Origin of the sequence: Bacillus sp. AFS012607, from assembly GCF_002558005.1 — a bacterium.
GTDB classification, from domain to species: domain Bacteria; phylum Bacillota; class Bacilli; order Bacillales; family Bacillaceae_G; genus Bacillus_A; species Bacillus_A thuringiensis_S.
The window spans coordinates 274186-289383 of record NZ_NTVM01000020.1 but is presented as its reverse complement, the minus strand read 5'-3'; the positions used below and the strand labels follow the sequence as shown (position 1 = coordinate 289383).

The following is a 15198-nucleotide window of genomic DNA, read 5'->3' as shown; positions in this document are numbered from 1 at the left end:
GCGCCTGTGTTACCTTGAGGTCCCTGAGGTCCAGTAGCGCCCGTGTTACCTCGAGGTCCAGTGGCACCAGTAGCGCCTGCTGGTCCAGTAGGCCCAGTAGGTCCGGTAGGTCCTTGAATGAACGAAGCAGAATTAACTAGAGCAGTTTGTAATGCTGCTATTAATTTAAGAAGCTCTTGAAGTGTGCAAGGGTCAATTCGGAATAATTTTGTAATGTATAGTAAATAGTTAATGAGATTTTGAAGCTCAATAAATACAGCGCTTGCTACAAAGGTTGGATTTCTTAATATAGTTATTAAGTTTTTAATAATAGCTAACCCTTGTGCTTTCAGGGAGGAAGTAGCGTCTAGTGAACAAATAAATTTACTTAGTAGGTTCAATGTATCGATTAGATCTTCAATGTTTTGGGGAGATGGATTTGCGAAAAGTTTTGGGATTATTTTTGTTAAATCAATAATAATCGCACGAAATGTTCTAAGTTGAGCTTTAGTAATTGGGATTGATGGAGTATTTGGGATTCGTCCGGCGCTACTTGGAAAGCATGGTTTGGAGAATTTGTTTTGACTGTCGTTATAACGAGACATTAAATCTCTCCTTTCTCATGAAAATGTGAACGAAACTCATCATAGTAGATGCAGAAATTAGTTAAATGGTCATAGTAAAATCGTTTGTTTAAAGAAAAAATAGAAAAAACGCCTTACAATAAGGCGTTTTTTCTATTTTCTGCGTATTGATAATATCGCTTTAATGAAATTTTTGATTTGAATCCAGCGAGTTTTATAATTTCTGATTCAGGAGTTTCTTTTTTTATTAAGTTTAAAATATAGGTGTTACGAAAATGTTGTCCTGAAATTCCTTTACGTAAATTGGCTCTAGCCACTTCGAGGCGAATCATTTTTTGTATAGCAATTTCCGTTAATGCCTTTGGTGCATCATTTTCATATACCCACCTGTATGTTCCGCGGTTAAAATCAAATGCGACAAACAATGAATCATCACTATGATACTTAGGGCGAACTGGTTCTGGGATACTTTTGTAATAATTATATAGTTGTTTTTTGTCTTCTTTTGCTAATGTAATTGTTCTTTCTACACCTGCGGTTGCTGGGATTGACAATGTGTTAGTTTCAAAGTGAACGTGATGCATTGTTAATGCTGTAAGTTCCTGTAAGGATAAACCGTAGTCGATCAATAGATTTAAAATAGCAATATTGCGATCCATTAATAAAGGGCGCACAGGAAGTTGTTTTTCTGAAAGTCCTTCTAATGAAGTGACTATATACTTTAATCTTTTTTCTTCATCAGGTGAAATGAAATCTTCGTTACGAAGTGTACGGTCTGGTTGAATAGATATTTCCATATTCTTCAATGGATTGGGAATGTTTAGAAAGTGATGCATTCTATTTAATACAGTAAATACACGATGCATCGTTTTTTCTGAGTAATGTCGATTCGTTTTTAAATCGGAAAAGTAATCTTCGTAGTCTTTTGTACAAAGTGTAGCCCATATATTACTGGAAGGGAGCTTTTTGTTTTTTTCTAACCAATGTCCGAAGTCTTCAACGTCATAAACATAACGTTTAATAGTTGAGGGTTTTCGGCCTTTATTCAATAAAAAAATAGAAAAGGCTTGTATTGTATCATGGAATTCCGTTGTCTCCATAGTCCCACCACCTTAATTATTTCTTATATTATAGCAAACTTTTCTGAAAATAGGCATTTACAAGGGGGACAGGAATAATAATATTTGGTGAGTGGATAAAGTGAAACTATAATCAGTGGGGATTTTGTTCATCCTCTGCGATTATTAGTTGAACCAATCGGGCATTTACGGGCGGTTATCTCCCGCTTAAATACCAAGCGTTTGCTGAATGTCGAGGTGGGAGTCTTACTGCCCGCAAATAGCGGGATAAAATGAGGTGATTGTATGGAACAATCGATGCGAAAGAAAAACAACAATCAAATTAATATTGTGTTAAACCATCGAAAGAAAATTTCTTTGCCAGCCACAGAAAATAAAACGGTAATTTCAAATGAAACTACAATTAAACATGAAATGCTGCAGAGAATTGAAGAAGAGATGGGGAAGCTTGTTGGGATGGATGATATAAAAAAGATAATAAAAGAAATATATGCTTGGATTTATGTGAATAAAAAAAGACAAGAGAAGGGATTGAAGTCTGAGAAGCAAGTACTTCATATGTTGTTTAAAGGGAATCCGGGTACAGGGAAGACAACTGTTGCTAGAATGATAGGGAAATTGCTGTTTGAGATGAATATTCTATCGAAAGGCCACTTGGTTGAAGCTGAACGTGCTGATCTTGTAGGAGAGTATATCGGCCATACAGCTCAAAAAACAAGAGACTTAATAAAAAAAGCAATGGGAGGTATTTTGTTTATTGATGAGGCTTATTCTTTAGCTCGAGGAGGAGAGAAGGACTTTGGAAAAGAAGCAATTGATACGCTTGTAAAACATATGGAAGATAAACAACATGGTTTTGTATTGATTTTAGCTGGATATTCAAGAGAGATGAATCACTTTCTTTCATTAAATCCAGGGCTGCAATCTCGTTTTCCATTTATTATTGAATTTGCGGATTACTCGGTAAATCAGCTATTGGAAATTGGAAAGAGAATGTATGAAGATCGTGAATATCAGTTATCAAAAGAAGCTGAATGGAAATTTAGGGATCATTTACATGCGGTGAAGTATTCGTCGCAAATTACATCGTTTAGTAATGGGCGGTATGTACGGAATATTGTTGAAAAATCAATTCGTACACAGGCGATGCGGTTGTTGCAAGAAGATACGTATGATAAAAATGATTTAATTGGAATATCGAGTATGGATTTGATGCTCGAAGAGGAGACGCACAGTACATAAACTGTGCGTCTATTTTTGTGTATAAGTTCGTTTACTCTTTTTTTGCTTTTTCTTGGTGCGCTTTATGGAAGCGTTCCATTTTAGCGCTCTTTTCGTGTGCTGAATTAGGGTCGTGTCCAAATTGGTTTACTGAACTTTTTTGAGCTCCTTTATTAACGTGGTTTGTCATTTGTATTCACCTCACTTTAAAAATTAGTATAAACATTATATAAAGAAAAAATCGTTAGAAAAGAAAAACCTCTTTACGATATGTAAAGAGGTTAGATTGCTATTTATGCATTGAACGTTCTTTCGTTTCGATACGTCTGTGCGGTAAATGCCATTTGTAATGAATAGAAACCATGCGGAAGCAAACAATTAAAATGAATAAAATGTAAAGAGCCCAATCGCTAACAATAATTTGAGCGCCAATTAAGAAACCTGCTAAAATTGTCCAAAAGGCATATACTTCAGCTCGAAGAACGAGAGGTTTTCTGCGGGCTAAAAGGTCGCGAATGATACCGCCGCCGATACCAGTTAAAACAGCTGCCACGATTGTGGCGCTAATTGGTAAATTTAATTTTTGAGCATATAATGCTCCTTGTACAGCAAATGCTGATAAGCCGATAGCGTCAGTGATATTTTCCCACTTTTTCCAATGTCTAATTAACTTATTTGGAAAAAGAAAAATAATAGTCATTGATAAAAGTGCGATTTGGAATAACATGTCTTGTTGCCAAAACGCGACAATCGGATAACCGATTAATAAATTACGAAGGGCACCTCCCCCAAATGCGGTTGCCATTCCTAAAATATACACCCCGAAAATATCATAATCCTCTTCCATTGCAACAATGGCTCCGCTTAGTGCGAAAGCGATTGTGCCTATGATGCTAAAAATCTCCCATGCCATGAATTTTCTCCCCCGCTAACTAGATGAAATGTGCTTCCTCTGCTATTATATTAGAAGGTTTAAATTTCGAAAAGGATGAGTGAACATATTTGATGGAAGAAAAAGAAAAAGTCATATTAGTAGGCTGTCAATTGCCGCAAGATGATGATGAAAAATTTATGCATTCCATGAAAGAGCTTGCATCACTAGCTAAGACTGCGAGAGCGGAAGTGTTAGTTTCAACAACGCAAAAACGACCAAAGTTTCATCCGGCAACTTACATAGGTAAAGGGAAATTAGAAGAGCTTACAATGCTAACTGAAGAATTAGAGCCGGATGTTATTGTATTTAATAATGAATTAACGCCGAGTCAAATTCGGAATTTATCCTCAGTATTAGATGCGAGAGTAATTGATCGAACGCAACTAATACTAGATATTTTTGCGCAACGTGCGAAGTCGAGGGAAGGTAAGCTTCAAGTAGAATTAGCTCAGTTGCAATATACAATGCCACGTCTTATGGGTCAAGGGTTGTCCTTATCACGTCTTGGTGGTGGTATTGGAACGAGAGGACCGGGTGAGACGAAACTTGAGACGGATCGTCGTCATATTCGATCGCGTATTGATGAAATAAAGAAACAACTTGCAGTTGTTGTGGAACACCGAAAAAGATATCGTGAGAGAAGAAAAGACAATAAAGTATTTCAAGTTTCATTAATAGGCTATACAAATGCAGGGAAATCGACACTGTTTAATAGATTAACGGAAGCTAATACGTTTGAAGAAAACCTTCTGTTTGCAACACTAGACCCAACGACGAGGAAGATGCCGTTACCTTCTGGTTATACAGTATTACTAACTGATACTGTTGGTTTTATACAAGATTTACCCACTTCATTAATTGCTGCTTTTCGTTCAACACTGGAAGAAGCGGGGGAAGCAGATGTTATTTTACATGTAGTTGATTCTGCGGATCCTAACTACATAGGGCATGAAAGAACAGTAAAACGATTATTATCAGAACTTGAAATTAATCATATTCCTATTATTACGTTATATAATAAAAAAGATGAATTACATCAAAACTTTATTCCGTTTCCGAAAAGTGATTTCTTAATGACTAGTGCTTTTGAAGAAAGTGATTTATTGCGTATAAAAGAAGCGATAGAAATGAAAATGAAGAAAGAAATGGATCGTTATCGAGTAGAAATCCCTCCGAGTGAAGGTAAGTTATTAACGCTTTTAAAGACGGAAACGCTATTAGCAAAGATGGAGTTTCTGGAAGATAAATTTGTATATGATTGTGCAGGGTATATTTTTACTCATTCATCGCTTAATGTGCAATTAAAGAGATTTTTAGTGGAAGAAGGAGAAAATAAAAATGTTTGATCGTTTGAAAAATGGAGAAAAAATTGCTCCAATCGTAAAAGAAGTAGAGAGTCAGATTACAGAAGTACATAAACGTGCGGATGAAGTAATTGAAAGTAATCAGTTTCGTGTATTAGAAAGTTTTCGTAAACATAAAATTAGTGACTCGCATTTTATCCCGACGACAGGTTATGGTTATGATGATATTGGCCGTGATTCGTTAGAAAAAGTGTATGCTGATGTGTTTGGAGCGGAAGCTGGACTTGTTCGTCCGCAAATTATTTCAGGTACTCACGCTATTTCTACAGCGTTATTCGGTATTTTACGTCCAGGAGATGAGTTATTGTACATCACTGGAAAACCGTATGATACGTTAGAGGAAATCGTTGGCGTGCGTGGGAAAGGTGTAGGTTCATTTAAAGAATATAATATTGGTTACAATGCAGTTCCGCTAACTGAAGGTGGGCTTGTTGATTTTGAAGCTGTTGCAGCAGCGATTCATAGTAATACGAAAATGATCGGTATTCAGCGTTCGAAAGGTTATGCTACTCGTCCATCGTTTACTATTTCTCAAATTAAAGAGATGATCGCGTTTGTTAAAGAAATTAAACCTGATGTTGTTGTGTTTGTAGATAACTGTTATGGTGAGTTTATTGAAGAGCAAGAGCCGTGTCATGTTGGTGCAGATTTAATGGCGGGTTCGCTTATTAAAAACCCAGGCGGGGGAATTGTAAAAACTGGTGGTTACATTGTCGGTAAAGAACAGTATGTTGAAGCGTGTGCATATCGTTTAACATCTCCGGGAATTGGTGCGGAAGCTGGAGCGTCTTTATACAGTCTGCAAGAAATGTATCAAGGGTTCTTCTTAGCGCCACATGTTGCAGGACAAGCGCTGAAAGGTGCAATTTTTACAGCTGCGTTTTTAGAAAAGTTAGGAATGAACACGTCACCAGCGTGGAATGCACCAAGAACAGACTTAATTCAATCTGTTCAATTTGATGATAAAGACCGTATGATTGCCTTCTGCCAAGCGATTCAATATGCATCTCCAATTAATTCGCATTTTACTCCGTATGCAAACTATATGCCAGGTTATGAAGATGATGTAATTATGGCGGCGGGAACGTTTATTCAAGGTGCAAGTATTGAATTGTCTGCTGATGGTCCGATTAGACCACCGTATGTTGCATATGTGCAAGGTGGATTAACGTATTCGCATGTTAAAATTGCGATTTGTTCTGCGATTGATGAATTGATTGAAAAGAATTTATTAACAATTTCTTAAAGGGGAGCTGTCGATATCGGCAGCTTTTTTCGTATAAAAGTAACGATTTATGCGATTAGAAAAAAGAATGAAAAAATTTATAAAAAAATCATGTAAGAAAAGCTAACATCTATTGACACTAAACATAACATGTTATAAAATGAGAAGCAGTTAAGGCGAAGGAGGAACTGAAAAATGAAAGAAGATAGACGTTCTGCCCCGCTGTTTCCAATTGGTATTGTTATGGATTTAACACAATTGTCTGCACGTCAAATTCGCTACTATGAAGAGCATAATCTTGTTTCTCCAACCCGTACAAAGGGGAATCGTAGATTATTTTCATTTAACGATGTAGATAAGTTGTTAGAGATTAAAGATTTGTTAGATCAAGGCTTGAATATGGCTGGTATTAAGCAAGTGTTACTAATGAAAGAAAATCAAACAGAAGCAGTGAAAGTAAAAGAAGAAACAAAAGAAATTTCAAAAACTGAGCTTCGCAAAATACTTCGAGATGAACTACAACATACAGGTAGATTCAATCGAACTTCATTGCGACAAGGTGACATTTCAAGATTTTTTCACTAAAGATAACTGATTCTGAAGGCGATTAGAGGGACTAAGGAGGAATTTATAATGTCTAGATACACAAAAGAAGATATTTTCCGTTTGGCGAAAGAAGAGAATGTAAAGTATATCCGTTTACAATTTACGGACCTTTTAGGGGTAATTAAAAACGTAGAGATTCCAGTGAGACAATTAACGAAAGCTCTTGATAACAAAATGATGTTTGATGGATCTTCGATTGAAGGTTTCGTACGTATTGAAGAATCTGATATGTATTTATATCCTGATTTAGACACTTGGGTAATTTTCCCTTGGACAGCTGAAAAAGGTAAAGTAGCTCGACTAATCTGTGATATTTACAATGCAGATGGCACTCCATTTGATGGAGACCCACGTAACAACTTAAAACGTGTGTTAAAAGAAATGGAAGCTTTAGGATTTTCAGACTTCAATCTTGGACCAGAGCCAGAATTCTTCCTATTTAAGGTTGATGAAAAAGGAAATCCAACATTAGAATTAAACGATAACGGTGGATACTTCGACCTTGCGCCGATGGATCTAGGGGAAAACTGTCGTCGTGATATCGTTCTTGAACTTGAAGAAATGGGATTTGAAATTGAAGCATCTCACCATGAGGTTGCTCCAGGACAGCACGAAATTGACTTTAAATATGCAAATGCAATTCGCTCATGTGATGACATTCAAACATTCAAACTTGTTGTAAAAACAATTGCTCGTAAACATGGTTTACACGCAACGTTTATGCCAAAACCACTATACGGTGTGAACGGTTCAGGTATGCACTGTAACTTATCATTATTTAAAAATGGTGAGAACGTATTCTTTGATGCAAACGGTGACTTACAATTAAGTGATGATGCTCGTCACTTCATCGCAGGTATTTTAAAACATGCACCAGCATTTACAGCGATAGCAAACCCAACTGTAAACTCATACAAACGTCTAGTACCTGGATATGAAGCGCCTTGTTACGTAGCGTGGTCTGCACAAAACCGTAGCCCGTTAGTACGTATCCCTGCATCTCGTGGTATTAGTACACGCGTAGAAGTACGTAGTGTTGACCCAGCTGCAAACCCATATTTAGTAATGGCTACATTATTAGCTGCAGGTCTTGATGGAATTAAAAACAAATTAACTCCACCAGCTGCAGTAGACCGTAACATCTATGTAATGACAAAAGAAGAGCGCGAAGAAGCAGGTATCGTTGACTTACCAGCAACATTAGCGCAAGCGTTAGTTACATTACAATCTAATGAAGTAGTATGCGGTGCACTAGGAGAACACTTACTTGAGCACTTCATCGAAGCGAAAGAGATTGAGTGGGATATCTTTAGAACACAAGTTCACCAATGGGAACGCGATCAATATATGTCTCTATACTAAGAGGCTTGAACCCTTGATACAACTCGTATCAAGGGTTTTTTAATTCCCTATTATTACAATTTTATATGGTTGCAAAATGAAAAACAGCCACATAAAAGCCAACAATTAATAACAAGTAGTGATATCATAGAAAAACATTATCAGATAAATGTAAGTTTTATATAATTTGTGAAATGAAAAAGCCTTGATACTACGGTATCAGGGCTTTTTTAGTGAAGTTATTGGATATGTTAACTACTAGATAATGGATTGTTTTTGGTTATTTTGAATCATGTTACTAAGAAAATCTTTTCAAAAGAATTGATCTTATCTTTTTTAATCACTTGTGCTATAACTTAATAATTCTTTACTGCCTTGTACAACGCGAGCGATGATTTTTATGTCCTCATCTGCAAGGCTATAAGTTTGTGGCTTGTGAATCAGATTATTACTCAATGATATTAACGTAATGATGCTCAGTTATAACACAGTCTTATTCAGGGATTCGTTAGTTCGCTTTCTAAATTTAGGGAATAAATATAGCTTAGTATCTTGCAATAAATAATACTAAGTGGTATATTATGGATAAATCAGGTACCGTGTATTGAACAGTACTGAGATAGGGAAGGAGGATGGCGCTTGAACGTTCAGTTTAAAAAAGGTGTGCTTGAACTTTGTGTATTAGCACTTGTAAAACGTAAAGATAGTTACGGTTATGAACTTGTTCAGCAAATCTCTAATAAATTTTTAATATCGGAAGGGTCAGTATACCCTTTGTTACGTCGTTTGACGAAAGAAGGGTATTTTCAAACGTATTTAAAGGAATCTACGGAAGGGCCACCTCGTAAATATTATCAATTAACAGAGCAAGGGGAGACGCAATTTCATTTGTTAGTAACAGAATGGCGTGATTTTGCGAAAGGGGTACAAGAAATTATTGAAGGGGTGGAATGGGATGAGTAAAGAAGGGTTTCTTAAAGAATTATCAAGTTATCTTAGAAAGTTACCAGAGGAAGAGAGGCAAGATATTTTATTGGATTATGAAGAGCACTTTCAGTTTGGACTAGAAGAGGGGAAAACTGAATCAGAAATAATACAGGGCCTTGGTTCTCCGAAAGTAATCGCAAAAGAATTACTTGCGATGTATCGCTTCGATGAAATGAAAAAAAATCCATCGACTTCAAATGTGACAAGAGCTGTTATGGCAGCGATTGGACTTAGTTTGTTTAATTTTATTATTGTGTTAGGCCCGTTAGTCGCAATTATTGCTTTTATATTTTCTTTTTGGATTGGTGGTATTGCTAGTGTAGTAACACCATTTTTCGTTATTGGAAAAGTATTTATGGGTACTTTTATATGGTTGGATCTTTTCGTTAGTATAACGTTTGTTGGAGTAGGTTTGTTGTTATGTATTATCGCTTTTTATAGTACAAAGTGGTTTAAGAGATTGTGTGTACGATACGTAATATGGAACTTCAAAATGATAAAAGGAGAGTAAATGATGAAAAAACTATTTTTAATCGCTATCGCTTGTATCATTATTGGAGTAATAGGAATTTCCCAAACATATGAAAAAGCAGTACAAACTGCTGAAAAAGGCGATAAAGAAGATGTAATTAAAAACGAAACATTAAAAAATATAGAAGTTAAGTTAGATGCCGGAGATATTGTTATCCAAAAATCTCCTGACTCTTCTTTTTATGTAAAGCAATCAGGAGATGTACGTAAACAAGTAATTCGTATTGCAGAAGATGGTGACACATTAAAAATTATTGGGGAAAGAGAAAAAGGTGCTTCATTTGATTTTTCTTTTTACGATTTTAGGTTCCAAACGTCTAAATTGACTCTCCTTGTGCCCGAACGCTCTTATCAAGATGTAAAAGTAAATTCATCTGCTGGACAAATCGAAATGAGTGATGTGAAAAGTGATAGTGTAAGTGTTAGAACACTTGCTGGAGAAGTAGAGCTGAAACAAGTAACGTCTAAGAATGTGGAGGGATCTACAAAAGCTGGTGAGGTGAACTTTAAAAAAGTAATAGGGAAAGTGACCGCAAAAACAACAAGTGGGGAAATAAATATTCAAGATCATGATTCTAAGTATAATCTAGAAGCAAGTTCAACTGCGGGAGATATAGATATTACTTTATCGGAAAAACCACAAGATGCGGTAATTACTGGGCAAAGTGCTGCCGGAGATGTAACAATTTTTAATGAAGAAAATAATAACGTAACAATTGGAAATGGTAGTAAAAAGATTAGCGGTAAAACGGCTGCTGGAGATGTCACGATTGAAACTCGTTAATAAGAAATAGAGTGCATGGAAATCTATCAAAATACAAAAAGAAGATAATTACCGTATATAAATAAGGTAATTATCTTCTTTTTGTTATTTTTAATGTAAATCACGATATACGCCAATTACTTTCCCGATAACTGACACTTGTTTTAAAATGATAGGTTCTAATGAAGAGTTTTCTGGTTGTAGACGGAAATGGTCTTTTTCTTTATAGAAACGTTTAACAGTTGCTTCGTTATCTTCTGTTAAAGCGACTACAATTTCACCATTATATGCAGACTGTTGTTGGCGAACAACAACTAAATCTCCATCGAAAATACCAGCTTCAATCATACTATCTCCAGAAATACGTAACATGAACACTTGGTCTGCTCCGGAAACAATGCTAGCTGGAAGTGGGAAATGTTCCTCTACGCTTTCGACCGCTGTAATTGGTAAACCAGCAGTAACTTTTCCGACAATTGGAACTTGAATAACAGATTGTGTTTCCGTATCCATTCGGTCTTCGCCTAAAATTTCAATGGCACGTGGTTTTGTTGGATCGCGTCGAATGTATCCTTTTTCTTCTAATCGTGATAAATGTCCGTGCACTGTAGAACTAGAAGCGAGGCCGACTGCTTGACCAATTTCACGTACGGAAGGTGGATATCCTTTTTCTTGTACTTTTAGCTTAATAAAGTCGAGAATGTCTTGCTGGCGTTTCGTTAACTTTTCCATGTTTTCTAACACCTCGTTTTCTTTCATTTTTCTTATTAATAAGTATAACATGTGAAAAAACATTCTACAAACATAAGTTCGAACAAATGGCAGATTTATGTTACACTATAGGGAAATGATAGGGAGAAAGAGGGGTTCAAAATGAATGCAATTATTTATGCACGTGTGAGTACAACGAAAGAAGCGCAAGAAACATCATTATTACGTCAAAAAGATGAATTATTGCATTTAGCTGAGCGCTATCAAATGAATGTTACTAAGGTGATTGAAGAGCAGGCTAGTGGGTATACAATTGAACGTGACGGTATATTAGAGGTGTTAGATACAATTCGGGACGAACAAATTGATGTGTTACTTATACAAGATGAAACGCGCCTTGGTAGAGGGAATGCGAAGATTGCATTAATGCATTGTTTACATAAAGAAGGCATAAAAGTATATACACATACACATAATGGTGAATTACAATTGTCGGATTCTGATTCGATGGTATTAGATATTATTGGTATTGTTGAAGAATATCAAAGGAAGATTCATAACTTGAAAATTAAACGAGGTATGCAACGTGCAGTAGAAAAAGGTTATCGTCCAGAAAATAATTTAAAAAATCGTCATTTAAGTGTAGGAAGAGAGAAAAAAGAAGTGCCAATTGAGGAAATTGTACGTTTGCGAAAAAGTGAACTCACGTTTGAAGAAATTGCAGCAACACTACGTGGATTTGGTCATAATGTTTCAAAGGCGACTGTACATCGTAGATATGTAGAGTATACGAAGCAATTGCTTGATAAAGAAGAGTAACTATTGTATGATAATAATCAGTTTTGATTAGAAGGGGGATTCGAGATGATTAATCACGAACTCGTTGAACGCATTAACTTCTTAGCGAAAAAAGCAAAAGCTGAAGGTTTAACTGAAGAAGAGCAACGTGAGCGTCAATCGCTACGTGAACAATATTTAAAAGGATTTCGTCAAAATATGTTAAACGAACTTAAAGGTATTAAAGTTGTTAACGAAGAAGGTACAGATGTTACACCGACGAAATTAAAAGCTTTAAAAAAGCAAGATAATGCAAAATTAAATTAAAAGATGGGCGAAGCCCATCTTTTTTATTTGTAAAAATCCTTATTTAATAACTTTCCAGTTGTTATTAACGGTTGCTTCTATCGTTCTATGTTCCAATATATAATTAGCGATAAGTTCAGACATATCAGTGGGTATATCTTTTACTATCGGTTTGTTTTGAAACATAAAGAAATTTCCCCCGCCACTTGCACGATAATTATTCATTACAACGTCATATTCGTCATTCATATTAAGAGGAGCACTTTTATGCTGTAAAGATTCTACTCTTTCACCAATTGGTTTTGAAATGTTTAATACATATGAAATCCCTTCCCACATATCATAATTATAATGTTGTGGCTTTGGTTCTATGTAGGTAGGGCTTACGATGATGGATCCATCTGTTTTTAATGTGAAATAAGAAGCAGAGAGTTCAAGAGCATCTTTTATATCTGCTCCAGTTATTCTAATTACTTTTAATGTGTTTGGATAAATATAATTAGAAACGATGTCACGCATTGTTACATGTTCTGGGAAGCCTGGAGATGTATTATGGAACAAACTTGTACAAGAAATTGATACATTAGCTATATCCATCTGTATTTTATTTATGAACTCGATAAAAGGATGATCATGCAAACGAGTTTGCATAGCATCTGAAATTTGCATGTCCCCCTCAATAATTCCAATAGGTTGATCAAGCCACTTTTGTGTTTTCTCTTCGTAATCGGCTACCAATGAAAGTACATCTTGGTCCGCTGCAACCCCTTGTACAGATAATAATTCAGAAGAACTCTCTTTTTTCACCCATTTATGTTTCATTTTTTCGAATGTTACTTTTACTTTTCCAACTGAGTGTCCATTGCATCCGGTCTGTAAAATTGTTACACCGTTAGCCATTGTGTGAGAAATGTCTCGGTGTTGATGACCTGTTAGTAAAAGATCTATGCCTTCAATTTCCTGGCACATTGCATATCCTTGGTTTTCACCTGTTAACACTTCAGTCGGTTCCCCGGTTTGTAAATCACTTTCAAATCCACCGTGATAGGCTACGACTAATAAATCTGGTTTCTCGTGTTCGTGAATATAAGAAACCCATTTTTTTGTAGTCTCTAATGCATCTTCAAATAGTAAATCTTTAATATGATGGGCCTGTTCCCAATTTGGGATGTAATGTGTTGTTACCCCTAAAATAGCAATTTTTATATTTGATTCAATCTGTTTGATTATATAAGGTTTTCCGAAATAGGGTTTCTTTATGTTTTTATCTAAAATGTTTGCTGATAGGTACGGGAAGTTCGCAGTAGTCACAGCATTATTTAATATGTCCATCCCGTAATTAAATTCATGATTGCCGATAACTGCAGCATCATACTGTAGGTAATTCGCTAATAAGGACATTGGGTTTTTTTTGTTTTTTTCGTATGTAACATAATGATAAGTAAATGGTGTTCCTTGAATGAAGTCACCATTATCAATTAAAAGAACGTTTGTATTTTGGGAACGTTCTTTTTTTATAAGAGTAGAAATTTTAGCTAAACCAAGTTCTGCCGGGGAGTTATCTTGGTAGTAAATGGGATAAACAGTGCCATGTATATCGCTTGTTAATAAGATGTTTAAAGTTACAGTTTGATTTTGTTCCAATATGACTCACCTTTTCTATTGTTATCTTCCAATTCATCATATCAAATATGTGAAGTGAATTTTGATGTGAATGTATAGAATGTGTAAAGATTCTGTAAATAACAAATTGTGCATCAAAATATGTGATATATTTCTTCATGTTTACGGAAGCTTATTTCATAACAAGAAAAATGGAGGCAATAATATGTTGAAAAAAGTTTTTGCAATGAGTACAACAGTTGTACTAGCGGCGGGATTATTAAGTGGCTGCGGAGCGAAAGAATCAAGTGCAAGTAAAAATGAAGATACGAAAAAAGGTTATGTACCAAAGACCTTAAATGTTCAATTTGTTCCTTCTCAAAATGCGGATACGCTAGAGGCGAAGGCAAAACCATTGGAAAAGCTATTAAGCGATAAATTAAATATTCCGGTAAAAGTTAGTATTTCAACTAACTACAATACAATTGTAGAAGCGATGGCATCTAAACAAGTAGATGTAGGGTTTTTACCGCCAACAGCGTACGTGTTAGCACATGAAAAGAAGGCTGCTAATGTAATTTTGCAAGCACAACGTTTTGGAGTAGAGGATGAAACAGGAGCTCCTACAAAAGATTTAGTAGACTATTATAAATCTGAGTTTGTTGTTAAAAAAGACTCTAATATAAATAGTGTAAAAGATTTAAAAGGTAAAAAAATTGGTTATCAAGATGTAACATCATCAGCAGGATATGTATGGCCTGCAGCTGTTCTATTAAAAGAGGGAATTAATCCGCTAAAGGATGTGAAACCTGTTACATTAAAAGGCCATGATCAGTCACTTATTGCACTTTTAAATGGTGATGTAGATGCAGCTGTTGTATTCCAAGATGCTCGTAATATTGTAAAAAAAGATTATCCGAATATATTTGATCAAACGAAAATAGTGAAATTTACTGAGAAAATTCCGAACGATACAATTTCTGTACGCTCGGATTTAGATGCAGAGTGGAGTAAGAAATTACAAGATGCTTTCATTGAAATTGGAAAAAATGAGGAAGGCCGTAAAATCATTAAAGAAGTATATTCCCATGAAGGATATATTAAATCTGATGATAGTAAATTTGATATTGTTCGTGAATATGGAAAGACAGTGAAGACGCAATAATACATAGTGAAATGGCGGCTAGC

The 15198-nt window shown here is 35.5% G+C and carries 17 protein-coding genes; 11 read left to right on the top strand and 6 right to left on the bottom strand.

The window, feature by feature from the left end; translation table 11 throughout:
- Together CN409_RS22875 and CN409_RS22870 are read right to left on the bottom strand one after the other, a co-directional pair.
- Positions 1 to 584, bottom strand: a 584-nt coding sequence (locus CN409_RS22875) for a collagen-like repeat preface domain-containing protein (protein ID WP_141442453.1), incomplete at its 3' end; no start/stop codon positions are given.
- A gap of 113 nt (positions 585 to 697) precedes the next feature.
- Positions 698 to 1663: a tyrosine-type recombinase/integrase gene (locus CN409_RS22870; RefSeq protein WP_000450330.1), complete on the bottom strand. Its 966-nt coding sequence runs from the start codon at positions 1661 to 1663 to the stop codon at positions 698 to 700.
- Between the two features lie 264 nt (positions 1664 to 1927).
- Between CN409_RS22870 and spoVK the strand changes: the two genes are divergently transcribed.
- The gene (spoVK, locus tag CN409_RS22865) at positions 1928 to 2884 is read left to right on the top strand and encodes a stage V sporulation protein K (RefSeq protein WP_000438196.1); all 957 of its coding nucleotides are present in this window, start codon (positions 1928 to 1930) and stop codon (positions 2882 to 2884) included.
- A 31-nt stretch (positions 2885 to 2915) separates the two neighbouring features.
- Here spoVK and CN409_RS31980 read toward each other — a convergent pair whose 3' ends face one another.
- Positions 2916 to 3053, bottom strand: coding sequence for a hypothetical protein (locus CN409_RS31980; protein WP_000181505.1), 138 nt, complete (start codon positions 3051 to 3053; stop codon positions 2916 to 2918).
- A gap of 99 nt (positions 3054 to 3152) precedes the next feature.
- Complete coding sequence (locus tag CN409_RS22860) at positions 3153 to 3776, bottom strand: trimeric intracellular cation channel family protein (protein WP_000312267.1); 624 nt, start codon at positions 3774 to 3776, stop codon at positions 3153 to 3155.
- 92 nt (positions 3777 to 3868) lie between these two features.
- Between CN409_RS22860 and hflX the strand changes: the two genes are divergently transcribed.
- From hflX to CN409_RS22825, 7 genes are all read left to right on the top strand, one after another.
- Entirely contained in the window at positions 3869 to 5143 is a 1275-nt protein-coding gene (gene hflX, locus CN409_RS22855; protein WP_000391414.1) for a GTPase HflX, read from the top strand.
- Entirely contained in the window at positions 5136 to 6407 is a 1272-nt protein-coding gene (locus tag CN409_RS22850; RefSeq protein ID WP_000460287.1) for a methionine gamma-lyase family protein, read from the top strand. The genes hflX and CN409_RS22850 overlap by 8 nt, the downstream gene beginning before the upstream one ends.
- Before the next feature lie 174 nt (positions 6408 to 6581).
- On the top strand, positions 6582 to 6971 hold the full coding sequence (glnR, locus tag CN409_RS22845) for a transcriptional repressor GlnR (RefSeq protein WP_000656783.1): 390 nt from the start codon (positions 6582 to 6584) through the stop codon (positions 6969 to 6971).
- 48 nt (positions 6972 to 7019) lie between these two features.
- On the top strand, positions 7020 to 8354 hold the full coding sequence (glnA, locus tag CN409_RS22840) for a type I glutamate--ammonia ligase (RefSeq protein WP_000092763.1): 1335 nt from the start codon (positions 7020 to 7022) through the stop codon (positions 8352 to 8354).
- Positions 8355 to 8972: 618 nt separating this feature from the next.
- A complete protein-coding gene (locus CN409_RS22835) occupies positions 8973 to 9296 on the top strand; it encodes a PadR family transcriptional regulator (protein ID WP_001102628.1) in 324 nt (107 codons plus the stop codon).
- Positions 9289 to 9831 (top strand): DUF1700 domain-containing protein, encoded by a 543-nt coding sequence (locus CN409_RS22830; protein ID WP_000031383.1) that lies wholly within the window; start codon positions 9289 to 9291, stop codon positions 9829 to 9831. Before CN409_RS22835 ends, CN409_RS22830 begins: the two co-directional genes overlap by 8 nt.
- Positions 9832 to 10635: a DUF4097 family beta strand repeat-containing protein gene (locus CN409_RS22825; RefSeq protein ID WP_000976234.1), complete on the top strand. Its 804-nt coding sequence runs from the start codon at positions 9832 to 9834 to the stop codon at positions 10633 to 10635.
- A gap of 90 nt (positions 10636 to 10725) precedes the next feature.
- Here CN409_RS22825 and lexA read toward each other — a convergent pair whose 3' ends face one another.
- Entirely contained in the window at positions 10726 to 11346 is a 621-nt protein-coding gene (gene lexA / locus CN409_RS22820) for a transcriptional repressor LexA (RefSeq protein ID WP_000413739.1), read from the bottom strand.
- A gap of 141 nt (positions 11347 to 11487) precedes the next feature.
- On the opposite strand from lexA, the gene CN409_RS22815 reads away from it, so the two are divergent.
- Both CN409_RS22815 and CN409_RS22810 read left to right on the top strand, forming a co-directional pair.
- Positions 11488 to 12144: a YneB family resolvase-like protein gene (locus CN409_RS22815; RefSeq protein WP_000991471.1), complete on the top strand. Its 657-nt coding sequence runs from the start codon at positions 11488 to 11490 to the stop codon at positions 12142 to 12144.
- Between the two features lie 45 nt (positions 12145 to 12189).
- Entirely contained in the window at positions 12190 to 12429 is a 240-nt protein-coding gene (locus CN409_RS22810; protein WP_000607015.1) for a DUF896 domain-containing protein, read from the top strand.
- A gap of 39 nt (positions 12430 to 12468) precedes the next feature.
- On the opposite strand, the gene CN409_RS22805 is transcribed toward CN409_RS22810, so the two are convergent.
- Positions 12469 to 14052, bottom strand: coding sequence for a bifunctional metallophosphatase/5'-nucleotidase (locus tag CN409_RS22805; RefSeq protein ID WP_000437463.1), 1584 nt, complete (start codon positions 14050 to 14052; stop codon positions 12469 to 12471).
- A gap of 184 nt (positions 14053 to 14236) precedes the next feature.
- Here CN409_RS22805 and CN409_RS22800 point away from each other — a divergent pair, with 184 nt between their 5' ends.
- Positions 14237 to 15175, top strand: coding sequence for a phosphate/phosphite/phosphonate ABC transporter substrate-binding protein (locus CN409_RS22800; protein ID WP_097981083.1), 939 nt, complete (start codon positions 14237 to 14239; stop codon positions 15173 to 15175).
- Positions 15176 to 15198: the final 23 nt, after the last annotated feature.

Coding starts and splice junctions, on each gene's coding strand:
- glnR (WP_000656783.1), top strand. CDS start 6,582: ATGAAAGAAGATAGACGTTCTGCCCCGCTGTTTCCAATTGGTATTGTT.
- CN409_RS22825 (WP_000976234.1), top strand. CDS start 9,832: ATGATGAAAAAACTATTTTTAATCGCTATCGCTTGTATCATTATTGGA.
- CN409_RS22800 (WP_097981083.1), top strand. CDS start 14,237: ATGTTGAAAAAAGTTTTTGCAATGAGTACAACAGTTGTACTAGCGGCG.
- CN409_RS22850 (WP_000460287.1), top strand. CDS start 5,136: ATGTTTGATCGTTTGAAAAATGGAGAAAAAATTGCTCCAATCGTAAAA.
- CN409_RS22810 (WP_000607015.1), top strand. CDS start 12,190: ATGATTAATCACGAACTCGTTGAACGCATTAACTTCTTAGCGAAAAAA.
- CN409_RS22870 (WP_000450330.1), bottom strand. CDS start 1,663: ATGGAGACAACGGAATTCCATGATACAATACAAGCCTTTTCTATTTTT.
- glnA (WP_000092763.1), top strand. CDS start 7,020: ATGTCTAGATACACAAAAGAAGATATTTTCCGTTTGGCGAAAGAAGAG.
- CN409_RS22830 (WP_000031383.1), top strand. CDS start 9,289: ATGAGTAAAGAAGGGTTTCTTAAAGAATTATCAAGTTATCTTAGAAAG.
- CN409_RS22860 (WP_000312267.1), bottom strand. CDS start 3,776: ATGGCATGGGAGATTTTTAGCATCATAGGCACAATCGCTTTCGCACTA.
- CN409_RS22815 (WP_000991471.1), top strand. CDS start 11,488: ATGAATGCAATTATTTATGCACGTGTGAGTACAACGAAAGAAGCGCAA.
- lexA (WP_000413739.1), bottom strand. CDS start 11,346: ATGGAAAAGTTAACGAAACGCCAGCAAGACATTCTCGACTTTATTAAG.
- spoVK (WP_000438196.1), top strand. CDS start 1,928: ATGGAACAATCGATGCGAAAGAAAAACAACAATCAAATTAATATTGTG.
- CN409_RS31980 (WP_000181505.1), bottom strand. CDS start 3,053: ATGACAAACCACGTTAATAAAGGAGCTCAAAAAAGTTCAGTAAACCAA.
- hflX (WP_000391414.1), top strand. CDS start 3,869: ATGGAAGAAAAAGAAAAAGTCATATTAGTAGGCTGTCAATTGCCGCAA.